This window comes from Candidatus Alcyoniella australis (assembly GCA_030765605.1).
GTDB classification, from domain to species: Bacteria; Lernaellota; Lernaellaia; order JAVCCG01; family Alcyoniellaceae; genus Alcyoniella; species Alcyoniella australis.
In genome coordinates this window covers 1-26,545 of sequence record JAVCCG010000144.1, presented here as the reverse complement: position 1 = coordinate 26,545, position 26,545 = coordinate 1, and the positions used below count along the sequence as shown (strand labels likewise).

The following is a 26,545-nucleotide window of genomic DNA, read 5'->3' as shown; positions in this document are numbered from 1 at the left end:
CCGGAAGGGAAACAATGGAATGCATCGCATTTCCAATCGCAGTCAGCGTCTACCTGGTGATCGCCCTGGTTTTGCCCACAATCCGCGTCTGGCGCAATCACGGGGTCTGCCCGCTGGTGATCCATCGGGAATCCGGGGTGGTGGCGCGCACCATCGGCGTGCTCTTCGGCCTGCTGCTGCTGGGCCTGTTTTTCTGGAGCATCCTCTACTGGCGCATTGATCCGCAGACCCTGGGCGTGCTCAGCACCCCGCGATGGGTGAGCGCCGTCGGCTGGATGCTGCTGGTCCTGGGCACTGCGATCACGTTGCTGGCGCAGCGTCATATGGGCGAGGCATGGCGTGTGGGCGTGGATGATCGGCCCACAGCCCTGGTGCAACGCGGCCTGTTTAGCCTCAGCCGCAATCCGATCTTTGCCGGGATGATCGTCACGCTGTGCGGCATGGCGGCGATCACTCCATCGGCCTGGACGATCGCGGTGATGGTGCTGGTGTTTGCGCTGATCAGCGTGCAGGTGCGGATCGAGGAGCGGCACCTGGTCGCGCTGCACGGCGAGGCGTATTTGCGCTACGCCGGACGAGTCGGCCGTTTTATGCCCGGCCTGGGGCTGCTGCGCAGCTCACCCTTTATCCAATAATATTCCGCCGGGCAGAAATTCATCGCTGCGAAAGTAGATTCTTCACTTTATTCAGGATAACGCCCAGCGGGCGGCGATCATCGTAGTAACTGCTGATTATCTTAAGTCAATCGTTATCCTGAGCCGCAAACGAAGGACCTTGGTGCAAAGGCTTAATTTGTCGAAAATCACTCTTGTCCAAAACAGATTTATTCTTGGACGTCAGTGCAGATTATCGTTTACTAATCTTAGCCGCTAGAATATAATTTGTTTCTGGTTCTTGAAAATAATCTTTTAGGATTTCCATGAAGAACATTGCACTGATTCAACCATCAAGAAGGTTTACACGATCCGATACCAATGATCTCTTTGGGTCCGCGACCTTGCCCTATGGCGTTGGAGTGCTCGCCTCAAGCCTGAAAAATAACTTCCCCGATATTAACACGCAGATAATCGATTTCAATCGATTGGTATATCTAAATAATGGGTTGCCAAAGTTTGATAAAACCGAGCTTGCATTGCTCGATCAATATCTGGAAGGCCTGAGATCGAATGCGCAAATTGATTTCCATTCCCTCTCCAGCGAAGAGAAGCGCATAACTAAAAATCTTTTTTTAAAATATTTCGACGATATCGCGGCTGTGGGCTTCACAATCATGTCACAAAGCGCTTTGCGTTCCAGCTATCTATTGGCAATGATCTGCAAGTGGTATAATGAGGATATACAAATTATTTTTGGCGGTCCCTTTATCGTTCTTGCTCAGGCGTCGTCTCCCGAAGCAATAGCGGAAATTTTACATACTGTGGATTTCCTCTGCATCCAGCCTGACGGACCTGCGGCGCTCAATGGTATTGCAGACCATCTTTTCCATGGCGCCCCCATTCAGGGTACGCCGGGCATTATATACAGAGAGAACGGTCAGGTTGTAACCAGCGCTTCTGATGATTCACATATCGAGAGCGAGCCGCCGGCATCCTTCGCCGGTCTGTCTCTTCGGCAATATACGGACAGCAACGGTGCGTGCTGGCTGCCATATCGTTTCTCTCGTGGTTGTTCGCAAAATTGTTCTTTTTGCTCCCATCGCAGCGTGTCGCGGTTGGAGTACAAATCAATAAGTAAGATAACCGCCGAGATAGATCAGCTACGAAAAGAATATGACAGCAACCATTTTCTTTTTTACGACTCGGCAATCAACAACAATCCCAAATTGCTCGAGGCGTTTTGCGACCATTTTGCAGGTAGCGATCTTAAGTGGAAAAGCTATGCGATAACCAACCATATAACAGAAGCCTTGCTCCGAAAAATGAAAAGGTCTGGATGCGACTTTGTCTCCTGGGGTATTGAGAGTACGGATAATACTATTTTGCGTAGCATCAACAAGCCATTTGACGGTCGGCAGGCATTGTCAACAATAAAAACCGCAGCGAAATGTGGAATAAATCAGAAATGCTCATTCATCATCGGATGGCCCTTTGAAAAAACAACGACCATCATTGATGTAGCCCGAGATGCCGCCGCAATAAAAATGAAGTACGGTTGCATTGTTGAAGTGTGTCCGCTGAAATTGGTGCGGGCATCGCCGCTATTCTATAATCCAGATAATTTTAAAATCAAATTGATCGATCAAATCGGCCCCACTCTTTTCACGCGGGAAAATATACATTACGAAGAAATAGGCGGCCTTGACGAAAGCGCGGTCTTGCAGCGAAGATGGCTGCATTCCTGGTACTTCCAGCGAGAAATAGTGCGTAAGACCCAGAGCTGGCCGCTTCGGCTCCCGCGCTTGCTGAGTTTATACCGGAGGATTCGCCGTACATTCGATCCCAAATACAAGCAGTTGTCCAAACTACGGAAATGGTTTGACGAGTTATATTTCGTGGCCTTGGGCCGAACCAAACGAATATCTTGATCATAATTTTCTCTATTCAGACTATATAGACAAGTATAATTTCCCCTGATTTACATTTCGTGTCCCCGGCACTCTCTCGAGTTTCGACCGTTCCAACGGATGGACCTTGACCCGCCGCGGCCTGCACGTCGACTTTTTCGAATACGACCTGTGGGACGAAATGCTCTCACAACCCAATGCCAAACTCGCCACGGCCGTTGAGGCGATTACCCGCGCCTGACCTCATTTCCCGCCGGGCTGAAATTTAGCTCTACGAAAGTAGATTCTGCACTTTGTTCAGAATGACGCCCAGCGGGCGGTGTGTGGCCTAGTAAGTGCTAGTTATCCTTCGCTTTCCGTCATCCTGAGCCGCAGACGAAGAATCTTGGTGCGCGGGCTGAATTTGTCGGTATCTGGCTATTGTATTAATATAATAATAAATTTCGATTTCTATATGCCGTCTCCGGAAAATACTTTAACTTCCTCCGTGTTCCTGAAGAATTTTCACTACTTCGTGCCATTGAGGTTTTGTTTGCCCCATTGGCGACCTACAAGCATCAAGTGGACTCCAGCCGTTGCCTGCCTTGACATTAGTCCTTGCACCGTTCTCGATAAGAAACTTTGTTGGCTCCAGTTGTCCATTTATAGCCGCAGCGTGAAGTACCGTCCAACCCGTTTTGTCCTTTGCATTTACGTTTGCCCCGTTTTCTACTAAATATTTGCATACATCTAAATGACCCCCGCTAGCCGCCTGACCGAGGGGAGTCCACCCTGTATTGTCTTTACAATCAACGACCGCTCCTTTTTCAACTAGTAATTTGACTATATCTAAATTCCCTTCTTGTGCTGCAACCATCAACACGCAACCACCAGATGGCTCTTTTCTGTTGGGACTTACGCCATTTAAAAGAAACCCTTTTACTGCCAGCAAATCATTATTCAGTGCTGCTGCAAAAATATCCTTCTCTTTACTAGCAGCTTCTATAGCATCTTGGCTAGAATTTTTGTTTTCTGAAACTTCCTGTAATTCTTCAGATATACCTGAATTGCTTTCAATTGTTTCTACTTCAGCCCCTGAAGCAAGATTTTCGATGTCGTCTTGGCGATACTCGTTTTGGACCATTTTCTGTGCCGGAACCACGGTTTCATTGGAAGATTTCTGCTTACAAGTGCTACAAAGACAACTCAAAGATATCACGACTAAAAATAGCACTATTTTTTTCACTTCTTTCTCCTTTGTCTTCATTTATGGAATTCGATTGATTTGCCCTTTTTAACTAGGCACCTCCCTAATTATAATGCGATACGTCTAATTTTATAATAACATATTTCTTGAACATGCGATGGCTTTCCCTCTGAAATAATCATTGGCAGGCATTGCGGGACCGCCCCTATCCGGGCGGTCCCGTTGTGTGTTTAGGCGCTTTCGAGCTTGAGGCCGCCTTGGCCGTCGGATCATTGCAGGCCGATCAGGCGCAGGACCAGGCCGGTCGGCACGGTGCAGGCCGAGTAGAAGGGATCGTGTCTCAGGAGCGTTCTGCGCGGCGAGCCCTGGGCCACCACGTTGAGGTCGACTGTAACCAGGCCGTACGAGAACGAGGTGAGGAACAGCTTGTTGCCCGCCTGATCCAGGGCCATCCAGCGCGACCAAGGGGGTATCTCCAGCCGATCGATCAGGCTCAGGTCGCTCAGGCGCCGAATCTCCAACAGTGGCGACATGCCCGCGCAGAACAGCCGGTCGCCGGGCCTGTCGATCAACAGCACGCGCACCCCGGGAAACGCGCGGACGTGTTCGAGCGTGCGATAGTCGTCCGCGTCCATGACCAGGATTTGGCCCTGCAGCGGCAGTGCGATGTACAGCAGGCGCGCCTGCTCGTCCAGAACGATGTGCCCCGCGTTGTCCGGGATTCTCGCCTGCCCCGTCAACTGCAGCGTATGGGCATCGAGCCCGAGCAGACAGCCCGGGTCGGACTTGACCAGGTGAATCCGGCCTTGGGCGCCGTCGAAAACCGCGTGGCGGATGTCAGCGGCAAAGGATGCCTGGATCGAGCGGCCCGAGGGCTCGATCGAGACCAGGGAATTGGGGCAAAAGGCGGTGATCAAGCCATCGGAGGGCGTTGACAACAACCTCCAGAAACAGTTTGGCATCACGTCGTCGACACGGTTGCGCATCTGGATCGTCTTGCGGATTTCAAGGGAGAGCGGGTCGATCAGCACAGACCGTCCAAGCTTGGGATCGACGTAGTACAGCAGGCCGTCGCCGCTGTCTTGGAGCATCGAGGCCACGCGCGGTTGATCATCGACAATGTGCGATGCGATCCGCTCGAACAAATCGGCGTCGAACCTGTCGATTGTTCCGTCGTGATCGCGGGTGAGAATCAGGCTGCGGCCACTGTCCAGAAACATCACCTGGTAATAGGTCTCAGGCACTCCGGGCATGATATGCACGGCCGGATCAAGATTGAGCTGCGGCGAGCCCTTGGTCGAAATCTGCTCCATGGGCACCAGGACCCAGGGCAACAGCGGCACCAGCAGCATCGCCAGGACCGGCGCCGCCTTTGTCAACCGGAACAGAGGGCCGCGGTTGACCGCTCGATACACGGGCCACAGCGCTCCGGGAAACAGCACGTCGGCCAGTACAAACATCCGGGATACGGCGGCTCCGTATTTAACGGCCAGGTCGCCGCGTAGCGAGAACAGGACGAACAGCAAGACGTTGATCCCCACGTACCAGGCCGAGAGCGCGATCAGCGCGGTGTGCTGCAGCGCCCCGGGCCTGACCGATACGTTGCTGATCACGATCAACAGGCCGCACACCGCCCCGGCCGCCAGGCACAGCAGGGCGATCAAAACACGCCCGGCCCTGCTGTTGCTCTTCGCGCTCCACGGCGTCAACAGCAGCAGCACGGCCGCGGGCAACGCGGCGTAGAACACGTTGCGGTATACGTCCAACTCCGCGATGTAGTTCACCAGGGAGAACAGATCTTTGGGATTGACGTTGTCCTTGATCGCGCCGTACACGATCTGAAAATAGACCAGGCCAACTAAACCAGCGCGCACCAAATAGGCCTGGCCGGACAGCAGGCGGCCGCCTTTCCCCTGCCCTGTGGCGGCTGCGGCGCGTTTCACAGCTCGTCCTGCAGGAATTCGACCATGTCCTCGACCTGTTCTGCGTAGCCGTAGGGCACGACCAGCGTCTGCGTGGGGATCGAACTGAAGTCGTTGAGCTGCTTGCGATAGGGGTAGAGTCCGGGCGCGGTCTCATCCACGATCCGGCCGTTGATCACGTTGACCCAGCGGCCCGGACAGTCGATCACCACCGCCTTGAATCGCGGGTCGATGCGCGCCGTGAGGTTGTTGACCACGCTGCCGCCGGAATGCCCCACTAGGCCGATGCGCCCGTTGTCCACGCCCTGGAGCTGCTCCAGGTAGCGCAGGGCCAGCAGGCTCTCGTAGCAACGCAGGCCGATCAGCGTAAAGCCGTTGCCCAGCAGCAGCCGCGCGGTCCGGTCCTCGAGCTCGTCCGCGCCGCAGATGCGCGACTGCAAAACCAGGACCACGAAACCCGCCTCAGCCAGCCGCCTGCCGCCGTAGAGCTCGACAAAGGTCGATTCGTCGTCCCGGTGTCCGTGCCTGGCGATTATTGCGCTGTGCGGGCCCGCCTCGCGCGGCCTGAGCAGCAGCGCGCGGAAGCGTCCGACGAACGGGTCGTCGAACACCAGCCTGCGCTCGAGATAGTTCGGATGTTCGATGGGCTGCGAAGCTGCCACTGTCAGCGGACGTTGCTCGATGCCCTGGACCAGGAAGCCGATGTTCAGCTCGTGGAGCAGAACCGCGCGCAGCTGATCGGCATCAACCCGCTGAGCAATTGAACCGAGCGTCCCGTTGAGGCAGCGGTCGATGATCTTCCCCAGCCCCTTGGGCGGGATCGGCCGCGCATGATCCGCGGCCAGCTCCGTGAACCGCAGATAGTCGGCGAACTCTTCCGCCGGATCACGGGGCTCGTTCAGCCCGGCTTGCAGCGCAATCTCGCGCACGCACGGGCCGCCATCGCAGGCAGTGCCCGCGCCGCGGCCCTGCGTCCCTTCCCGCTGATCAGAGCAGGCGCCGACGGTCCACAACAGGCAGACCACGGCCAACGCCCATGCCAGGCGCTCTCCCGTCCGCCGACCATTGATCACGCGGCGATCCTGCTGAACGCAGTCGTACTGCTTCATTTTGCGAAAGTTTACTATAAATATCTTCTATATGACAAATCAGGGACCGCCCTTCGTGGGCGGTCCCGTTGTGTGTTTAGGCGCTTATGAGCTTGAGGCCGCCTTGGCCGTCAACCTCGACCTTGACGGTCGAGTCGTCGGGGATCTCGCCGGCGAGCATCTCGCGCGACAGTGGGTCGAGCACCATGCGTTGCAATGCGCGGCGCAAAGGTCGCGCGCCGTAGACCGGGTCGTACCCCGCGTCGGCGATCAGTTGCTTGGCCGCGTCGCTGAGCTCGAGCTTGATCTTGCGTTCGGCCAGGCGCTCGTCGAGTTTGCGCAGTTGGATGTCCACGATCTTGACGATAGCGTCGCGTCCCAGGCTGTTGAAGATAATCAAATCGTCGATGCGGTTGAGGAACTCGGGGCGGAAGTGTTGCTTCATCGCCTCGAACACCGCGTCGCGCACCTTGTCGGCGTCGCCCGCCATTTGCGCGATGTGTTGGCTGCCGATGTTGCTGGTCATCACCAGGATCGTATTGCGGAAATCGACCGTGCGGCCCTGGTTGTCGGTCAGGCGACCGTCGTCGAGGATTTGCAGCATTACGTTGAACACCTCGGGGTGCGCCTTCTCGATCTCGTCGAACAGCACCACGGAGTACGGCCTGCGCCGCACCGCCTCGGTAAGCTGTCCGCCCTCCTCGTACCCCACGTATCCCGGAGGCGCGCCAATCAGACGGCTCACCGAGTGCTTCTCCATGTATTCGCTCATGTCGATGCGCACCATGGCCTGCTCGGTGTCGAACAGAAAACGCGCCAGGGCCTTGGCCAGCTCGGTCTTGCCCACGCCCGTGGGGCCCATGAAGATGAACGAGCCCAGCGGCCGGTTGGGGTCCTGGATCCCGGCGCGCGCGCGACGCACCGCGTTGGCGATGATCGAAATCGCCTCGTCCTGGCCGATCACGGACTGCCGCAGCGAATCCTCGAGGTGCAGCAGCCGATCGCGCTCGCCCTCGATCATCCGCGAGACCGGAATGCCGGTCCACTTGCCGACGATCTGCGCGATGTCCTCGGGGCCGACCTCCTCTTTGAGCATCTTGATCTCGGATTGAGCGTCGGCCAGCTTGGCCTGCAAACCGGTCAGCTCGGACTCGAGTTTGCCCAACAGGCCGTAGCGAATTTTGGCGACCTTGCCCAGTTCGCCCTGGCGCTCAAGGTTCTGCTCGTCGATCTTGGCCTGCTCGATGCGCGACTGCACGTCGTTGATCTGCTCAATGATCCCCTTCTCCAGCTCCCATTGGGCGCGCTGGCTGTCGAAGGACTCCTTGAGTTCGGCGATCTGCGATTCGATCTTGGACAGCCGCTCCTTGCTCGCCTTGTCGCGCTCCTTGCGCAACGCCTCGCGCTCGATCTCGAGCTGCATTAGCTGACGACGGGTCTCGTCGAGCTCGGCGGGCATTGAGCTGTTCTCGATGCGCAGGCACGAGGCAGCCTCGTCCATCAAATCGATGGCCTTGTCCGGCAAAAAGCGCGCGGTGATGTAGCGGTTGCTCAACGTGGCCGCGGCCACCAGCGCCGCGTCCTGGATCCGCACCTTGTGGTACACCTCGTAGCGCTCCTTGAGCCCACGCAAAATCGAGATCGTGTCCTCGACGCTGGGCTGCTCGACCATCACCGGCTGGAAGCGGCGTTCGAGGGCCGCGTCCTTCTCAATATGCTTGCGATACTCGTCGAGCGTCGTGGCGCCCACGCAGTGCAGTTCGCCGCGAGCCAGAGCCGGTTTGAGCATGTTGCCCGCGTCCATCGAGCCCTCGGCAGCGCCCGCGCCGACGATGGTGTGCAGCTCGTCGATGAACATCACGATCGTGCCGTTGCCCTGGGAGACCTCCTTGAGCACGGCCTTGAGCCGGTCCTCGAACTCGCCGCGATATTTGGCCCCGGCCAGCAGCGAACCGATGTCCAGCGCCAGCAGCCGCGTATGCTTGAGCCCCTCGGGCACGTCGCCGTCGGCAATGCGCCGCGCCAGACCCTCGGCGATTGCTGTCTTGCCCACGCCGGGCTCGCCGATTAAGACCGGGTTGTTCTTGGTGCGCCGCGAGAGCACCTGAATCACGCGCCGGATCTCGTCGTCGCGGCCGATCACCGGGTCGAGCTTGCCCTGGCGCGCCAGCTGCGTCAGATCGCGGGTAAAGCGCTTGAGCGCCTCGTACTTGTCCTCGGGATTGGGGTCGGTCACGCGGGTGTTGCCGCGGATATCCTTGAGGCAGGCGTAGATCGAGCTGCGATCAATGCCCGCGGCGCGCAACGCGTCGGCCGCCGGATCGCCCTTGATCTCGCCCGCGGCGATTAGCAGATGCTCGGTGCTGACGTACTCGTCTTTGAGCTGCTCGGCCTCGGCCTGTGCCGCGTCCAGAGCCTTGCGAAACGCCTGGGAAGCGTAGACCTGGTCAGCTCCCGCAACCTGGGGCAAGCGGTCGAGGATCGCCTCGATCGTGCGCCGCAACCCCTCGAAGTCGGCTCCGCACTTGCGGATGATCGGCGCGGTCAGCCCGTCCTGTTGTTCGATCAACGCATGAACCAGGTGCGCCAGCTCCACCTGCTGGTGGTTGCGGCTGTCGGCCTCGCGCTGAGCAGCGCTGAGCGCCTCCTGGGCTTTAACTGTAAATTTATCCATTCTCATAATAATTTCATCTCCTTATCTCATCTTGTATTAGTCGCGGCAGCCCAATGCGCCGCCGGACCCAGATAAAATGTAACCATTGATTCAATCAGATGCACTTTCATCCTCAATATTTTTTCCACACTTATACTCGATACGATCGATGACGTATCATCAAGAGAACAATCATGAAGTTTCAATTCAAACCCAGCATGGACTGGCTATCGCTGCTGCTGGGCCGCAAAGTGCGCTCGCAACAATTGCCGGCCCTGCTGCTGATTGCCATCATGCTGTTCTACGGCCTGAGCACAGTCTATTACAGTCCGGCGGCCCCGAGCATGGACATGCACGAGAGCGGCTACGCCTACTACCCGCTGCTGCTCTCGCTGCAGGTGCGGGAACTGGTGGTCGACCGCCTCGACGGCCAAGCCGACCCCGAAGCCATCGAAGAGCTGCTGGACAAGTTGGGACAGTTCAACCGCGATTATCGGAGGTTCAATACCCGCGGCTACTTCGCCGGGATGTTCCTGTTCTATTTCACGGTGTTCCTGGTGTTCGGCAAGTCGGTTGTCGCGCTGAAAATGGTCTACGTGCTGGTTCAGGCCGTGATCTGGATGATGATCGTGCTCAGCTATTTGCTGTGCGTGCTGCTGTACTTCCGCACCTGGGCCAATGTCTACTGGTACTTCTACCCGGTGCTCGAGCTGGTGTTCCTGTTGTTCGCGCTGGGCGCGGGCCGGATCTTCACCGCGGCCCGGGGCCGATGGGCCACCTTGCTGCAGGCGGTGGCCTGGCTGACGGTGATCTACCTGCTGAGCCATACCATCGACGAGATCGGCGACAAGATGCGCGACGAGGCGACCGCCAAACCGCCGATGCACCACCAGATCTACTCCCGGCTGAAACGGACCGAAAACCTCGATGGCATGGGATTCGTGGTCATCGCGCGCGGCCGATGCAACCTGGCCCCGGAGCTGACCGACCGCAACATCCAACTGTGGTACTCGACCGACGAGCACAACTACCGGCGGATGTGGCGACTGCAACGCTGGACCTACATGATCAGGCTCGAAGATCTGCAAGGCCCGCAGCTCAAGGAGATCCAATCCCAGCTGTACCGCGGGCAGTTCCGCAAGATCGCGATCATCAACCTCGTAAACAACTGGAACAAACGAGACGTTCAAACGCTGATCTCGATGCTCAAGCGCGATTACTCCTTTGAGAAACAGCTGTCATTTGTCGAACCGCTGGATGAATACGACCTGCGGGTCAACGTACGGTTTTTCTTCCGGCGCAACGACGACGTCGACCCCGACGCCCTGGGACGCATCCTGCTGCTGACCCCGGACTGCGACTGAGCCGGGACAAAACCTACGGGAGCGGGCCGGCGCTGTGATAGACTTTTTTGTCTTATGCCAATCCTGATTATTTAAGAAAGGGAATCGCCCTGGGCTCCAACAACAGGACATCGCTCGAACGCCTGAAAACCGCAGCGGCGCTGCTGCTGATCTCGCTTTGCGCGTGGGGGCTGAGCGTCTGGTTGGCCTCAATGTTCGCCCTGTCGCTGATCAAGGGACACCGCAGGGATTTCTACAACATGCTCAGCATCGAGGGGAACCTCCCGCAGGTCGATTCCCTGGCGGGCTTCTATGCCCTACTGTTCAACTCTCAGGTTAAATTCCCACCGCTGCTCTATATGGCGACTCTGCCGTTTCGCGGGCTGAGGCCGTTCGGGGATGATAGGCTCGACCTGCTGATTGTGATGCTGCCGTTCTTCGTGGCGTTCAACGTCGGATTCTACATGTTGCTGCGCGTCAAGCTGGGCAGGGGTCCAGCCCTGATCGGCACCGCCTTGGTCTGCCTGAGCCCAGGCATTCTAAAGACCGCTGCCGCCTACTCGCACAACTTTCCGTGCATGGCCCTGCTTTTCCTGGCGTTCGCAATCGTGGCCCGCGGCCGGGTGTTCGAGCGCACCCGCGACACCCTGGGCTTGGCCGCAATCAGCGTAGCGGCGCTGATGCTGTACTACAGCATGCCGCTGTTCATCGGCCCTACGGCGCTCTACGCGCTGGTGCTGGCCTGGCGCGAAAATCCGACGCAAAAGGGGCGCGTGTTCAACCAGGCGCTGCTGTTCGCCGCTATCGTGTTCATCGCTTGTTCGCCGTATTACCTGGCGGGATTTGCCGTCGACTGGGGCGTGCAGCGGATCACACCCGACGAGCTACAGGTCCGCCTGGCATCGGAGAGCAATGTCCCGTTCTATTTCATGGCTCCGATGTTTGCGTTGAACAACGCGGCGTTCCTGATTTGGTCGCTGTTCCAGTGGCTCACACCGTTGGCCCTGCTGTTGATGTTAATCGGCCGCTCGCGCCTGCTGCCCGCGACCAGGGGCGCTCGCAGAATACTGCGACCCAACCATGTGGGCGGAATGCTACTTTTCTCCTCCCTCACCGGAATCCTGTTCTGCGTCCTGTTCTGGAACAAGACCTCCTACTATCTGCTTCCGCTGGTGCCGGTGATCGGATATCCGCTGTGTCTGGCGTTGGACGCGAACCCGTTCAAACGTCGGCGCGCCCTTTTGACGACCGTCGCGGTCGGATTCATGGCTTTGAGCATCGGCTACACGCTGTTCTCGCAACCGCGGTTCAGCCGGCAGCAGGTGGAGCAGGTATTTAAGCCGATAACTGCAGAGTGCCAGTCGCGCGAGTCGTCCTGCCTGGTGCTGATGCACTCGTGCTATGTGCCGGTAAACAACTTCTTCATGCAGGCCGATCGGCCGTGGGACGAGAAGCGGAATTGGATCCAAAACCCGCCGTCCCCGGAACGCGGCGGGCCGCCGGCCGAGCGCGTGGATTTCATCGTGGTCGAGCTGGAGGACAACAGGCTGACCGCCTCGTCCACTCCACCATTCTCCGAGCCGTGCGCGTTGGTGCCGACCATCGATCCGCGGACCGGCAAAGTCGAACGCATGGAGTACTATGGCCGCGATGTCAGCGGGATGTTCATCGAACTCGAGCGCGTAGAATCGAACAACAGAAAGCTGCTGCTGTTCGGCCGTAGCGATTAGCCTTTCAAATATTCCTGCAGGCTACGCACCTCGAGCTGCGGTTTGCCGCGCAGGGCCTCGATGCCGTTGACCGCGGCGTAGGCCCCGCTGACCGTGGTGATCAGCGGCACGCCGTAGGCATAGGCCTTGGTGCGAATCTGCCCCTCGTCGCCCTGGGCCTGACGCTGGGAAGGCGTATTGATAATCAGGTCGATCCCGCCGCTCATCAGCAGGTCCACGCAATTGGGACGCCCCTGGGAAAACTTGAGCACCGTGGTCACCGGGATCTCGTGGCGCTGAAACACGTCGGCCGTGCCCTCGGTGGCGATAATTTCGAAACCCATCTGCACCAGACGTTTGGCCATGCTCACCAGCGCGCCCTTATCCTGATCCTTGAGGCTGAAGAACGCGCGGCCCGAGGTCGGCAGCATTTGCCCGGCCGCCTGCTGGGACTTGATGAACGCCATACCGTAAGCGCTGTCAATGCCGATCACCTCGCCCACCGACTTCATCTCCGGGCCCAGCCGCGGATCGACTCCCGGGAAGCGCACAAAGGGGAAGATCGCCTCCCTGACCGCCACGTGCTTGACCTGCGGCGTCTCCAGGCAGCCCAGCTCCCGTAGACTCGCGCCCATGATCACCTTCACCGCCAGCTGCGCCAGCGGGGCTCCGGTGGCCTTGGTCACGAAGGGCACGGCCTGGCTGGCGCGCGGGGTCACCCCGAGCACGTAGATCGTCTCGCCCTTGATCGCGAACTGCACGTTGATCAGTCCGATCACGCCGAGCTTCAGCGCCAGCTCGCGGGTCTGGCGGCACAGCTCCTCGGTCATCGCCAAGGACAGCGTGCGCGGCGGCAGCACGCAGGCCGAGTCGCCGGAGTGCACACCGGCCTCCTCGATATGCTCGACGATACCGCCGATGAACACGTCCACGCCGTCGCAAATCGCGTCGACGTCGACCTCCACCGCGTAGTCCAGGAAGCGGTCGACCAGGATCTGCCCGATCCCCTCGCCGCGCGAGGCGTAGCCGATGAAGTGCGTAAGCTGCGATTCGTTGTAGACGATCTGCATCGCTCGGCCGCCCAGGGCGTAGTACGGACGCACCACCACCGGGTATCCGATGCTCAGCGCCAGGGCCTTGGCCGATTCCAAATCGTGAGCCGTGCCGTTGTCCGGCCGGTTAAGCCCCAGCTCCGTCAGTAGATCGCACAGCCGCTTGTGATCGCGGGTCAGGGCGAACGCCTCGGCGGGCGTGCCCAGCAGCCGCACCCCGGCTTGATCCAGGGCCGCCGCCAGCTCGAGGGCCGACTGGCCGCCGAACTGCGCCAGCACACCCAGGGGTTGCTCGGCGCGCACGACCTCGATCACGTGCTCGAGACTCAACGGCTCCAGGTACAGCGTATGGGCGCCGATCGGCGCGGTGCTCACCGCCTCGGGGTTGGAGTTGACGATCAGGCCGCGCAGGTTCAGCCCGGCCAGGGCCGCCAGGGCGTGGGCTGTGCTGTGGTCGTACTGGATCCCCTGGCCGATGCGGTTGGGGCCCGGGCCCAGGACCAGCACCTTGTCGCGGCCCTCGTCCATCTCAGTGGGCTGCGAGCCGCGGGCATATGTCGAATAGCGGCTGGCAAAGCCCTCGTAGCACGGGCTGATCGCGAGTCGCTTAAATTCTGGAACCACGCCCAGCTCGTGCCGGCGCTGCCGGACCTGCTCCTCGGTCGCTCCCAGCAGATACGCCAGTTGCAAATCGGAGAAACCCTCGGCCTTGAGCTCGAGCAGCCGTTGCGCGTCCAGTGTGTCCAGGGATCGTCCTGCCAGCTCGTCGCAGGCGTCGTTGATCGCCTTGATGTTCTCGATCACCTCGGGCCGCATGCCGCACAGCTGCGCCGCCTGATCGACGCTCATCCCGCGCCCCAGGGCAATTCGCAAATAGAACAATCGTTCGTCGTTGGGATTGATCAGCTGCGAGCGCAACGCCTCGTCGTCGAGTTGCTCGGGCCGCAGATCCTTGCCGTCGCAGCCCAACCCGGCGCGGTTGATCTCGATGGCGCGGATCGCTTTTTGCAGCGCCTCGTTAAACGAGTCGCCCACGGCCACAGCCTCGCCCACGCTCTTCATCGAGGTGTCGAGCAGTCGGCTGAGGCCCGGAAAACGGTTGGCGGCGAAGCGCGGCAGCTTGATTGCATAGTGGCCCGCATCGGGGCAAAGCAGCGCCGAGCCCTTTGGCGGCAGCTCGCCGAGCAGTTCCTCGAGTGTGAAGCCCAAACTCAGCTCGGCCGAGATGCGTGCGATCGGCAGGCCCGTGGCCTTGATCGCCAGGGTCGAACTGCGCGTCGAACGGGTATTGACCTCGATCAGCAGCGCCTCTTCGCCATCTGGATCAAGGGCGAACTGGATGCTCGCCGCGCAGCCGGTCAACTTCAGTCCGCCCAGGGCGCGGCCGCACAGCTCGATCAGCTCGGCGTGGCGTTGGGGACCCAGGGTGATCGCCGGCGCGACCACAGCCGAGTCGCCGGTGTGTACGCCCATCGGATCGAGGTCCTCCATCACCACCGCGACCAGCACGGTCCCGTTGCGATCGATCAGCGCCGAGCACTCGAACTCGCGCCAGCCGCGTAAATAGCGCTCAACCAACGTCTGGCCCACCGGGCTGACGTGGATCGCCTGCACCAGCGCCTCGGACAGCTCGTCGCGGTTGTAGACCGTGGCGCCGCCGATGCCGCCGAGGGTAAATGCGGGCTTGATCACCAGCGGGAAGCCGATGCGCAGGCCGATCTCCATCCCCTGCTCCACCGAGCGCGCCACGCCCGAGTCCGGAACCCGCAAGCCGATGCGCTCCATCGCGCCCTTGAACTGTTCGCGGTCCTCGGAAAGTTCGATGGCCTCGGCCGGCACTCCGAGCAGCGATACGCCGAACTCGTCCAGCACGCCGCTACGCGCCAACTCGTAAGACAGGTTGAGCCCGGTCTGGCCGCCGGCCGTGGGCAGCAGTGAATCGGGCTGTTCGCGTTCGATTATCCGCCGGCAGACCTCGGCCGTGACCGGCTCGAGATAAGTGCGGTCGGTGATGTCGATGTCGGACGAGCGCGTGGCCGGATTGGACTCGAGCAGCGTCACGCAGCAGCCGTGGGCGCGCAACGCCTGGCAGGCCTGCAACGCGGCGTAGTCGAACTCGCAGGCCTGGCCGACCACCGTCGGACCCGAGCCGATGACCAGTACGTTCTTGATTTGCTCCAACTTGGGCATGCGCTTCCCTGAGGTTATTAAAAGAGGCTAGCCTGGATTATTCTCCAGGCTTCGTCAACGCGGCGCGCGAGGCTTGCCACAGGTCGCGGCCGCGCAGCACACCGTTGACCGGGCCGTACTCGATCAGCCGCAGATAGTTCCAGGCCAGGACCTCCAGCGGGATCGGCCGCCAGTCGTCCATCAGCACGCCCAGGCCCGGCAGTTTGCCCAGCGCGGCCATCAGCGCGCCCACGCCGGGCACGAAGCGCCGCTCGCCGCCCAGTAGGTAGGCCGGTCTGAAGATCGTATGCGGCAAGCCCGAGGCGATCAGGTGCTGCTCGGCCCGATACTTGGCCGCCAGGTACGCGCCGCCGCGCGGCGAGGCGCCCGCAGAACTCATCAGTAAAAAGTGCTCGATCCCGGCGCGCACCGCAGCGTCGATCATCGCGCGGTTGACCCCGAAGTCCACGCTTTCGTAGTTGACGTTCTCGGCCTTGAAGCGCGAGCGCAACGTGCCGATCAGCGAGAGCACGGCCTGGCAGCCGCGCATTGCGTCGGCCAGCGCCTTTTGGTCGTCGCTCGCCGCGATCACCACACGCGGGTCGTCCTTGAACCGCTCGAAGTGCGGCGAGTCCGGACGCAGCCACAATCGGAATTGTACGTCACTGGGCTGCTCGAGCACGTAGCGCGTTGTGTAGGCCGTGGCCCCGGCGATAAAAGCGGTCTTGTTCATCGGTTTTCCTGTGAATCTCCAGGCAACGGCCAGAGCTCGTCCGCGGCCAGCGCCTGATATTGCAGTCGCACGAATTCGTAGCCCAGCTTGGGAATCCGATCAAGGGAAAGCAGCCCCTTGAGGTTGCGAAACGGAATCGGATGCACGCCGGTGTCCGGCACCCACTCGTAGCGAAAGTCGGTCAGCGACCAAGGCATGGTCCCGTCGATCCAGGGCCGCGCGACAACGGCATCCAGGGCGTTTTGCAGGAACACGGCCTGGAACTCCTCAGAGTAACTGTGGTCGTCCAGCGGCTCGTCCTGGGTCGGGAAAGCCGGCAGGTGACGCCCTTGCAGCGCGCCGGTGCCGAACTCCGAGATCACCAGCGGCCGGTCGGCGAACCGCTGCTCAAGGGAATCGAGAAACGGTCCCCACGCGCCCAGGGTGCCGCTGTACCAGCCCAGGTAGATGTTCACGCCGACGATGTCGGCGTTGGATGTTGCGAATTCCTCGGGGAACCAATTGAGCAAGTCGCCGACCAACACGACCATGGTCGGCCGCCGAGGATCGAAACGTTTGGCCGTGGCGTTCATCCCGGACATGAACAGCTCGGCCGATGGAGCCATCGACCAAATCTCGTTGCTCAGGCTCCAGGCGACGATCGCCGGGTTGTTGCGGTCGCGCTCGATCATCTCGGCCAGCTGCTGCTGCGCCTCAAGGCGCAGCGCCTCGTCGTTTAACTGCCAGAGGTCGAGTTGGTAGACCGGAACCTCGAGAGTCAGGCTGATTCCCGCGTCGCGGCAGGCGTCGAGGAAGCGCGGGTCGGGCGGATAGTGCGCGGGCCGCAGGTGGTTGACGCCCAGATCGAGCATGCTCGCCACGTCGCTGACGATCGATTCGTCGCTCTGCGCCGCGCCCACGCCGGGCCAGTCCTCGTGGCGGTTCATCCCGCGCCACCACTCACGCCGACCGTTGAGATACAGATCGGGTCCGCGCACCTCGAAGCTGCGAAAGCCCAAGCGGCTCACGGTCTCGTCGCGGCCCGATTCGGACTCGACGATCACCCGTAGCTGGTACTGGTGCTGCGGCGTGTTGTGGTCCCACAGCTCGACCTCGCCCAGCTCTGCCGTGGCGGCCAGGGCCCGGCTACCCGACTCGAACGGTTCGAGCGCCACCTGGCCCGAGTCGGCCAAAGCCCGGCCCTCGAGATCCTCGACCAGCACGCGCACGGTCGCATCCGTTGAGCCGAGGGTCATGCGATGCAAGACGATCCGCGCGTCGATCGATCCGCGAGAGGTCTGCGGATCGACGCTCGCGCCCGGGTCGACCTTGGCCACATAGGGTTCGTCAACGCGCTCGAGCACGACGCTGCGCGTCAAACCGCCCCAGGGATACCAGCCGTGCCCCTCGGAATTGGCCAGGGTCAGGCAGGGGATCGTCTCGCGAGTGATGCGGTTGTCCACGCGGACCACCACCAGGTTCTGTCCATGCCGGATTACGTCGGTAACGTCGATCTCAAACGGCGTGTACCCGCCGCTGTGCGAACCCACGTAGCTGCCGTTGACCCAGACCTGGGCGCGCAGGAATGCCGCGCCGAAACGCAGGCGCGTGCGCCCTGCGCGCGGCGCAACCGTGAATCCGCGGGCGTACCAGGCCGGGCCGCGATAGCGAAACAGCTCCGGCCGCAGTGCGTTCCACGAGCCGGGGACCTCCAGGCCGTCCCAGTCCGCGCGGTCGTACTGCGGCGAATACCAGGCTTGATCGAATCCCTGATCGTCGGGATCAACGGTGAACAGCCAGCGGCCGTCGAGACTCTGGGCATCGCGGTGGGTTGAATCAAAGCGCGTGGGGTACGGCTGGTCCACGCCCCACAGCAGCGGCACCTCGTCCGGGGCCGCTCCGAGTTCGATCAGCAGCGGCGCAGGTAGCTGATCCCCATTGTCCTGGTCGTCATCACCGCCCGCGTCGCAGCCTGCAAACATGATCACGAGCATCCAGACGGCGAACAGAGCCCGCGGAAACGCGCGTGCGTTAATTCTTTTGGTCAATGCGTGAGGAAGCTACTTGGTTTTCTTGACCAACGTGGCGCCGCACTTGGGGCACACGCCGGGCTTCTCCGACCAGATCTCCGGATGGTTGGGACAGACGTAGATCACGTCGGCGTCACCGTCTTCACCCTGGTCGTCGCCCTGGGCAGCGGCCTGCGACGGATTGAGCAGCCAGACCGTGGTCAATCCCAGGGCCAGAACCGTAATCAGGACGATCACACGCATGCTAACGCTCATTTCATCCCCCCTGTTTTGGAAGACAAAACTAGCGGCAAACCGCGCAACAGGCAAGCCGAAGCGCAGTCGCAAAAAACAACGGACCCGGCAATATGCCAAGCCCGTGGTCTTGATTGACTTATTCTATTGTGCGACCGATACACTCGGCATCGTTCGCCGTTGCAGGCAGACTAGATGTAGTACATCTGCTCGCCGCCCTGATACTGGGCGACCAGGGTGCTGATCGTGATATCGCTCAGGCAGTTGGAGGTGCGCTTGTAGACCTCGTCCCACAGGCTGCTGAGCATTATGCGGGCCTTGTCCTGCTGTTTGCCGCGCTTGCTCGGAGCCTTGATCGGACCGTCCACAGCCGCCACTACGTCCACGATCTTAATTTCGTTGGGATCCATGGCCAGATTGTAGCCGCCGCGGGCTCCTCTGACCGAACGGACGAAATCAGCGCGCTGCAGTTGAATCAGTATCTGAACCAGATACTTCTCGGGAATCCCCTGCGCCTTGGCAATATCCCTGATCTTGGACGGCTCGGGATTCTCCTTGCGTATTGCCAGTTCCATCACTGCCAACACCGCGTACTCGGCCTTCGCGCTAATTTTGATCATTTTTTAACCCTTTTTCCCGTGGTTTCTTATTTTGTTCTCATGGTTTCGTGATTTTGCCTATTCAAAGGTGCGAGTTTTTAGCACAGCCCCATGAGCAGTGTCAACGCTTAAATTATATGTGAATCAATCGTATTATAAGTATCCTTGGTTACAAATATCATTATTTACTTTCAAATGCATATGATTCACGCATTTATTATAACTAACTGTTTATATATAACTTTTTTCAATCTGATCAGGTGCTCGGGCTTGTTTTTGTAAGCAACATCACAAAATTAATCGGCATGATTGATCGACCGATCAATAAACAATGTCCCGAATCGGGACAACAACCACTCCCTGGGCCTCCAACTCGGGCAGCCCCTTACGCAGCGCGGCGAGGGTCACCTCGTAGGGGTGGCCGATGGCCACGGCATACCCGCGGCTCTTGGCCTGGGAGCCCAGGCGCTGGAGCTGACCCAGCACGTGCTCGTAGGACGGAACGTGGTCAAGGAACACGTCGCGCCGCGCCGTGGGCACCCCGAGGCTGCGCGCCTCGCTGAAAGCCAACGAGCGTCCGGTGGTCAACGAGTCGATGAAGTACAGGCCGTGGGCCTGCACCAAGCGCAGCACAGTGCGCATCGGCCGCTGTTCCTGGGTAAAGCGGCTGCCCATGTGGTTGTTGACGCCCTCGATAAATGGCACCGACTCGATGTCCTGCTCGACGATGCGCTTGATCTGTTCATCGTCCATGGCCGCGAACAGCGCGCCGGGACCCGGGTTGTTGTTCGCTCGATCCAACGGTTCCAGCGGCAGGTGCAGCAACAGGCAGCGCCCCTGGTCGTGGGCCCGCTGTGCGAACTCGCGGCCGTAGGGCGATTGGGGCAGCACGGCGAAAGTCAGCTGCGCCGGCAGCTCAAGCAGCGCCGCCTCAATCTGCGGCCGGTAGCCGATGTCGTCGATGATGATCGCCACCTTGGCCGGTCCCTGGGTCAGGTGCGGCGGCGGCGGGATGTCGCGCAGGTTGTGGCCGTAGACCACCTCGCCCGGGACGATCTCGGCCCGCAGATCGCTGATCAGGATGTTGTGGGTGGCCGCGTCATCGATGGTCACCTCGACCTGGGCGGTCTTGGAGTCAAAGACCGTCACCTGGGCCCGCACGCCATGTTGCGGATCGACCAGGGTTGCGGCCAGCCGCTCGGCCAGACCCTGGGCCTGCTGCCCGTGGGGCAGGGCCAGCTCCCAAATGCGTAGCGGTTCGGACGAGCCGGGAACCTGGGCCGAGGAGAAGGTGGTGAAGTCCTCGCGGGTCACGCCCAGGTCGGCCAAAAATTCCAACGCCGCGGCGGACACGGCCAGCGCCGCGGGGGACGAGCCGCCCTCTGCCGACGCCGGATCGACCGCTGTTTCTCGCTGCGGTGCGGGTTGCCCGGGCTGCGCATCGCCCATCAGCGACACCAGCGGCACGGTGATCAGCAGGAACAGCGCGAGCCCGGCCAGGCCGATGAACAGCACGTGCGCTGCCGAGGCCCTGCCCAGCAGTTCCTCGGCGCGCTTGAGAAAACGGATCAACGGCGGGCCGGCCACCCTACCCTGAAAGGTTAAATGCCGGTGACCTGGAAGATGCTCCAACTCTTGAGCAGCTCCAGCGCCCGGTCGAGCTGCGGGTCGGGCTCCTCCTCGGAAGCCGGTTGCAACTCCTCAGTCTCCAGGCCGTGCAGGAAGCCCGGGGCGTCCATGTCCGGCGCAGAACTTTGGGCGGGCTGCTCCTCATCGTTGGGCAGCCGGTTCTCAAGATCGCGCTCCTTATAGAAGCGTACCTTTTCCGCATCCTCGCCCGCGTAGGGGCTGGCGTCGACCCGGATGTCGGGGATGATCCCCTTGGCCTGGATGTCGCGGCCGGCGGGAGTGTAGTACTTGGCAGTGGTCAGCCGCAGGCCCGAGCCGTCGTCGAGGCGGATGATCGTCTGCACCGAGCCCTTGCCAAAGCTCGGAGTGCCGACCACCACCGCGCGCTTGTGGTCCTGCAGCGCACCGGCCACGATCTCGGAGGCGCTGGCCGAGCCGCCGTTGACCAGGCAGACCATCGGGAAATTGTCGCGCGTGCCCGATCTGGTGGCCCGCTCCTCGAGGTTCTGGCTCGAGGCGCGGCCGCGTGTCGAGACGATCAGTCCCTCGGCGATAAATTCGTTGGAGACTTTAACGGCCTGGTCGAGCAGTCCGCCGGGATTGTTGCGCAGGTCCAGCACCAAACCCTTGAGCGTGCCGCCGGCCTCGCGCTCGAGGCTGTCGATGGCTTTTTTCAGCTCGCGATCGGCGTTCTGGTTGAACTGCGTCAGCTTGACGTAGCCGTAGCCCGGCTCGAGCATTCGGGACTTGACCGCCACGATCTGGATAATCGCGCGGGTGATCGTCACGTCCTTGGGAGCGGGGTAGCCCTCGTGCATTACCGAGATCGTCACGTCGGTCCCCTTGGGACCGCGCAGCAGGCTCACCGCCTCCATCAGGTCCATGCCCTTGGTGCTCTGGCCCTCGATGCGCACGATGTAGTCGCCCGCGCGGATCCCGGCCTTCCAGGCCGGTGTGTCCTCGATCGGGCTGATCACGTGGATGTAGTCGTCCTTAGTGGTGATCTCGATCCCCAGTCCGCCGAACGAACCCTGGGTGTCGACGTTGAGCTCGTTGAAATACTCCGGCGTGAGGAAGCTCGAGTGCGGATCGAGCTTGGCCAGCATGCCCTCGATGGCGCCGTAGACCAGCTCGCGCATGTCCACATCGTCGACGTAGCGCGCCTGGATGATGCTCAGCGCACGGTTGAACAACCGTAGCGGCTCGTAGACTTTTTCCTCCACCGCGCTTATTGCGGCGGGGAACAACAGGGCCGCAACCAACGCCACGCAAACGGCGACCGTGATCCGGGTGAACCGGCCGCGGTTTGTTCTTTGCTTACTCATTGATCCTCCTGCGATCCCCAGGCCAGCCATTGCAGGGGATCGATCGATTTTCCTTTGTGTCGTATTTCAAAGTGGAGCTGCGGACCGACCAACGATCCGCTGCGTCCCACGGTTCCAATTACCTCAGACTGTAAAACCTTATCGCCTTGTGACACCGTAATCGCGTCCAGGTGCCCATATACTGAATGAAATCTATCGCCGTGGTCCAGAATCACCACGCGTCCGTAACCATAGAAGCTGCCGGCGTAACGCACAACCCCGGCATACACCGCCCGCACCGGCGCTCCGAACTCGGCCCCGATTCCCACGCCGTTGGAAAAAGTGACCGTGCCGAATTGCGGGTGCACCTGCCGACCGAAGGTCCGCAGCAGGCTGCCCACGGCCGGAGGCGGCAGCTTGCCCAGTTGTGAGGCGAAGGCGCGCCCCTGGGGCGCGCTGATCGGCTGCAGCGTGCCCGCGTCGCTCAGCCGCTCGAGGGTCGCAGCCAAGTCGAATCCCGCCTGCTCGCGCTCGCCGGCCGCCCGCGAGTACAGCGCGCGGTCCGAGCTGATCAGCTCGATCAACGCCAGCCGACGCTGGCGCTCGAGATCGACCCAAAAGCGCTGGCTCTCGGCGCGCGACTTTAGCCGCTCGAGGTAATCGCGGTCCTGTTGCAACCGTTGCCGTACCCGCGCCAGGTTGATCACATGCTCGCGGTTGCGGTGCAGCCGGCGAAGGTCGCGTTCGACCACCCGGTTAACCAGCCGCGTGCCGAGCACGAAGTTGGAGAAATCCCGCGAGGCCAGCAGCACTTGGGCCATGCCGCCGCGGCTGAGGATGTACAGCGAGCGTACCCGGTGTGAAAGCTGCAGCTCCTCGCGGCTGATCGCTCTGCGGGTTAGGTAGCTGTCGGCCTCGGTAAAAATAATGTCGTGACCGACCTGGGCCATGGCGCCGTCGATCCGCAGCAGCTCGTCCGCGGCGTGCCGCTCCTGCTCCTCGATCAGCTCGAGGCCGGCCAGCAGGTTGCGCATGCCCGGCGCGTCGCTGCGCACGCGTTCGCGCTCCTGCTCGATCAACTGCTCGCGTTGTTCCGGCGGCGGCGCCTGCTGGACCTGCGGCGAATCCCCGTCTTCGTCCTGGGCAGCGGCCGCTAAAATGCACAGCACCGCCAAGGCCAACGCCGCAAGAAGCGTGAGGGCGGTCGAGGCTCTCATCGAGAAAGATTGTGCCACACAATCGGCCGGGAGTGGCGCGCGGGCCGATCGACCACGCTCATGCGGTCCCGGCGTCGCGTTCCAATACCTGGGCCAGGAAGCGTCCGGTGTGCGACTCCGCGATCTGGGCCACCAGCTCGGGGGGGCCCTGGGCCACGATCGTGCCGCCGCGGTCGCCTCCCTCGGGTCCGAGGTCGATGATCCAGTCGGCGGTCTTGATCACGTCCAGGTTGTGCTCGATGACCACGATTGTGTTCCCCTCGTCGGCAAACCGATTGAGCACGGCCAGCAGCTTGTTGATGTCGTCGAAGTGCAGGCCGGTGGTCGGCTCATCTAGAATGTAGACCGTGCGGCCGGTGCTGCGCCGCGCCAGTTCCTTGGCCAGCTTGATGCGCTGGGCCTCGCCGCCGGAGAGCGTTGTGGCGCTCTGGCCGAGCTTGACGTAGCCCAGGCCGACCTCGACCAGGGTCTCGAGCTTGCCGTTGATCGCGGGCACCGCGCGGAAGAAGTGCAGCGCCTGGTTGACCGTCATCTCCAGCACCTCGGCGATGGTGGCCCCCTTGTAGCGGATCTCGAGCGTGTCGCGGTTGAAGCGCTTGCCCGCGCACTGTTCGCAGGTCACGTAGACGTCGGGCAGAAAGTGCATCTCGATCTTGATGATCCCGTCGCCCTGGCAGGCCTCGCAGCGTCCGCCCTTGACGTTGAACGAGAAGCGGCCGGGCTTGTAGCCGCGCATGCGGCTCTCGGGCAGCTGGGTGAACAGGTCGCGGATCGGCGTGAACAGGCCGGTGTAGGTCGCGGGATTGGAGCGCGGCGTGCGGCCGATAGGGCTCTGGTCGATGCAGATCACCTTGTCGACATAGGCCAGGCCGTCGACCTCGACGTGTGCGCCGGCGCGCTGCTTGGCGCCGAACAGCCGCTGCGCCAGGACGCGGTGCAACGTGTCGTTGACCAGACTGGATTTGCCCGACCCCGAGACGCCGGTAACGCAGGTGAACAGTCCGACGGGGAACTCCACGTCGATCTTGCGCAGGTTGTGCTCGCTGCAGCCCCGCAGCCGCAGTCGGCGCTTGCCCGGCTGACGACGGCGCTGGGGTAGCGCGATGCTGCGGCTGCCGCGCAAATACGCGCCGGTGAGGCTGTTGGGATTGTCGATGACCTGCTGCGGCGGGCCCGAGGCCACCACCTCGCCGCCCGATACGCCCGCGCCCGGTCCCATGTCGATCACGTGGTCCGCGGCGAGAATCGTGTCGCGGTCGTGCTCGACCACGATCACCGTGTTGCCCAGATCGCGCAGCCGCTTGAGCGTGCTCAGCAGCCGATGGTTGTCGCGCTGGTGCAATCCGATGCTCGGCTCGTCGAGGATGTACAGCACGCCGACCAACCCCGCGCCGATTTGGGTCGCCAGGCGGATGCGCTGGCCCTCGCCGCCGGAGAGCGTGGAGCTGGTGCGCTCCAGGGTCAGGTAGTCCAGGCCCACGGCCAGCATGAAGTCGAGGCGATCGCGGATCTCCTTGATCAGCCGGCGGGCGATCTCCGTGCGGCGTGCATCGAGCTGCAGGGCGTCGATCCAGGCCCGCGCCTCGGTGATCGAGAGCCCCACCAGCTGGTGGATGTTGATCCCGCCGACGTGGACCGCCAGCGCCTCGGGACGCAGCCGCGCACCCTTGCACGACGGGCAGGGGCGCACCGACATGAAGCGTCGAAATTCCTCGCGGATCGCCTCCGAGCCGGTCTCGCGGTAACGCCGGTCCATGTTGGGAATCACCCCTTCGAACGGGCGTTTGAAGAAGTGCCGCATGCCGCGGCGCTCGTAGAAAAATTTAACCTCTTCGCTCCCCGAGCCGTGGAGCAGCATCTTGCGCACCGCCGGATCGAGCTTTTTCCACGACGTACGGATGTCGAACTTGTAGTGCTTGGCCAACGCCTCGAGCATCTGCCAGTGGTAGGGTGAGCCCTTTTTTTCCCAGGGGATGATCGCGCCCTCGCGCACCGAGAGCGTGGGATTGGGAACGATCAGCTCCTCGTCGAAGTACATCTTGGTGCCCAGGCCACCGCAGTCCTCGCACGCGCCGTTGGGATTGTTGAACGAGAACAGCCGCGGCTCGAGCTCGATGAAACTCGTGCCGCACTTTGCGCAGGAGAACTTCTCGGAGAAGACCATCTCGCCGTGACCCGGCACGTCGATCAGCACCACGCCCTGGGCCTGCTGCAGCGCGGTCTCCACCGAGTCGGTCAACCGCGTCAGCGCCTCGGGCCGCACTTTGAGCCGATCGATGAACAGGTCGATGTCGTGCTTGCGCCGCTTGTCCAGTTTGGGCGGATTCTCCAGCTCCACCGTCTGGCCGTCGATCCGCGCACGGATGAACCCGGCCTTGAGCCAGCGTTCCAAATCGCCGCGGTACTCGCCCTTGCGGCCGCGCACCACCGGCGCCAGCACGTGCAGCCGCGAGCCCTCGGGCAGTTCCATCAGCTGATCGACGATCTGCGGCACGGTCTGGCTGCTGATCGGCCGACCGCAGCTGGGGCAGTGCGGCTCACCCACGCGCGCGAACAGCAGCCGCAAATAGTCGTAGATCTCGGTCACCGTGCCCACGGTGCTGCGCGGGTTACGGCTGGTGGTCTTCTGCTCGATGGAGATCGCCGGCGACAGGCCCTCGATCGATTCGACGTCGGGCTTGGCCAGCTGCTCGAGGAACTGCCGGGCGTAGGCCGAGAGGCTCTCGACGTAGCGCCGCTGCCCCTCGGCGTAGATCGTGTCAAAGGCCAGGCTCGACTTGCCCGAGCCCGAGAGCCCGGTGATTACCGTCAGGCTGTTGCGCGGAATGCGGACCTCGATCCCCTTGAGGTTGTGCTCGCGGGCGCCCTTGACGATGATCTGTGTGCTGCTCATATCCGACTGACTTCTTACGAGATGGGGTTACAAGGAGCGTTTTTGGAACGCCCCATTAAACATTCAAGATTATGACGATGAGCGGCGAGAGGCAAGAGAGGCAGCCAACACAATCGCCGCTTGTAGGCTGCCGGGGTCGGCCCGGCCGCTGCCTGCCAAATCAAAGGCAGTGCCGTGGGCCGGGCTGGTGCGCACGATCGGTAGGCCGAGGGTCAAATTGACCCCGCTGTGCATCTGCAACAGTTTGAACGGAATCAGCGCCTGGTCGTGGGTCGGGCAGGCCACGGCGTCGTATCCGCCGT

Annotated in this window: 18 protein-coding genes; 4 read left to right on the top strand and 14 right to left on the bottom strand. The window is 61.5% G+C overall.

The features are described 5' to 3' along the window. Positions 1-635, top strand: a 635-nt coding sequence (locus P9M14_17510; protein MDP8257547.1) for an isoprenylcysteine carboxylmethyltransferase family protein, incomplete at its 5' end; no start/stop codon positions are given. 284 nt (positions 636-919) lie between these two features. Next, positions 920-2,524, top strand: a complete 1,605-nt coding sequence (locus P9M14_17505; protein MDP8257546.1) for a radical SAM protein — start codon at positions 920-922, stop codon at positions 2,522-2,524. A 454-nt stretch (positions 2,525-2,978) separates the two neighbouring features. Here the strand turns inward: P9M14_17505 and P9M14_17500 are convergent, their stop codons facing one another. The 4 genes from P9M14_17500 to clpB form a co-directional block, all read right to left on the bottom strand. Further along, positions 2,979-3,749 (bottom strand): ankyrin repeat domain-containing protein, encoded by a 771-nt coding sequence (locus P9M14_17500; protein MDP8257545.1) that lies wholly within the window; start codon positions 3,747-3,749, stop codon positions 2,979-2,981. Positions 3,750-3,958: 209 nt separating this feature from the next. Then, the gene (locus P9M14_17495) at positions 3,959-5,632 is read right to left on the bottom strand and encodes a hypothetical protein (protein ID MDP8257544.1); all 1,674 of its coding nucleotides are present in this window, start codon (positions 5,630-5,632) and stop codon (positions 3,959-3,961) included. Then, a complete protein-coding gene (locus P9M14_17490; protein ID MDP8257543.1) occupies positions 5,629-6,720 on the bottom strand; it encodes a hypothetical protein in 1,092 nt (363 codons plus the stop codon). Before P9M14_17490 ends, P9M14_17495 begins: the two co-directional genes overlap by 4 nt. 76 nt (positions 6,721-6,796) lie before the next feature. Next, positions 6,797-9,379 (bottom strand): ATP-dependent chaperone ClpB, encoded by a 2,583-nt coding sequence (gene clpB / locus P9M14_17485; GenBank protein ID MDP8257542.1) that lies wholly within the window; start codon positions 9,377-9,379, stop codon positions 6,797-6,799. Between the two features lie 167 nt (positions 9,380-9,546). Between clpB and P9M14_17480 the strand changes: the two genes are divergently transcribed. Continuing rightward, positions 9,547-10,716: a hypothetical protein gene (locus P9M14_17480; protein ID MDP8257541.1), complete on the top strand. Its 1,170-nt coding sequence runs from the start codon at positions 9,547-9,549 to the stop codon at positions 10,714-10,716. A gap of 47 nt (positions 10,717-10,763) precedes the next feature. Next, positions 10,764-12,425: a glycosyltransferase family 39 protein gene (locus tag P9M14_17475; protein ID MDP8257540.1), complete on the top strand. Its 1,662-nt coding sequence runs from the start codon at positions 10,764-10,766 to the stop codon at positions 12,423-12,425. Here P9M14_17475 and carB read toward each other — a convergent pair. The 10 genes from carB to P9M14_17425 all read right to left on the bottom strand — a co-directional run. Then, positions 12,422-15,646, bottom strand: coding sequence for a carbamoyl-phosphate synthase large subunit (gene carB / locus P9M14_17470; protein MDP8257539.1), 3,225 nt, complete (start codon positions 15,644-15,646; stop codon positions 12,422-12,424). The genes P9M14_17475 and carB overlap by 4 nt on opposite strands. Before the next feature lie 37 nt (positions 15,647-15,683). Further along, positions 15,684-16,358, bottom strand: coding sequence for an NAD(P)H-binding protein (locus P9M14_17465; GenBank protein MDP8257538.1), 675 nt, complete (start codon positions 16,356-16,358; stop codon positions 15,684-15,686). Beyond that, positions 16,355-18,385 (bottom strand): glycoside hydrolase family 2 TIM barrel-domain containing protein, encoded by a 2,031-nt coding sequence (locus P9M14_17460; protein MDP8257537.1) that lies wholly within the window; start codon positions 18,383-18,385, stop codon positions 16,355-16,357. The genes P9M14_17465 and P9M14_17460 overlap by 4 nt, the downstream gene beginning before the upstream one ends. Positions 18,386-18,397: 12 nt before the next feature. Continuing rightward, on the bottom strand, positions 18,398-18,622 hold the full coding sequence (locus P9M14_17455) for a heavy metal-binding domain-containing protein (protein MDP8257536.1): 225 nt from the start codon (positions 18,620-18,622) through the stop codon (positions 18,398-18,400). Between the two features lie 170 nt (positions 18,623-18,792). Beyond that, entirely contained in the window at positions 18,793-19,221 is a 429-nt protein-coding gene (locus P9M14_17450; GenBank protein MDP8257535.1) for an Rrf2 family transcriptional regulator, read from the bottom strand. 300 nt (positions 19,222-19,521) lie between these two features. Beyond that, positions 19,522-20,787 (bottom strand): divergent polysaccharide deacetylase family protein, encoded by a 1,266-nt coding sequence (locus tag P9M14_17445; GenBank protein ID MDP8257534.1) that lies wholly within the window; start codon positions 20,785-20,787, stop codon positions 19,522-19,524. Positions 20,788-20,801: 14 nt separating this feature from the next. Next, the gene (locus P9M14_17440) at positions 20,802-22,154 is read right to left on the bottom strand and encodes a S41 family peptidase (protein MDP8257533.1); all 1,353 of its coding nucleotides are present in this window, start codon (positions 22,152-22,154) and stop codon (positions 20,802-20,804) included. Next, positions 22,151-23,350: a peptidoglycan DD-metalloendopeptidase family protein gene (locus P9M14_17435; protein ID MDP8257532.1), complete on the bottom strand. Its 1,200-nt coding sequence runs from the start codon at positions 23,348-23,350 to the stop codon at positions 22,151-22,153. The genes P9M14_17440 and P9M14_17435 overlap by 4 nt, the downstream gene beginning before the upstream one ends. A 58-nt stretch (positions 23,351-23,408) precedes the next feature. Then, positions 23,409-26,243 carry an excinuclease ABC subunit UvrA gene (gene uvrA, locus P9M14_17430; protein MDP8257531.1) on the bottom strand — a complete coding sequence of 945 codons (2,835 nt, stop codon included), beginning with the start codon at positions 26,241-26,243 and terminating at the stop codon, positions 23,409-23,411. Between the two features lie 69 nt (positions 26,244-26,312). Then, positions 26,313-26,545, bottom strand: a 233-nt coding sequence (locus P9M14_17425) for a 4-hydroxythreonine-4-phosphate dehydrogenase PdxA (GenBank protein ID MDP8257530.1), incomplete at its 5' end; no start/stop codon positions are given.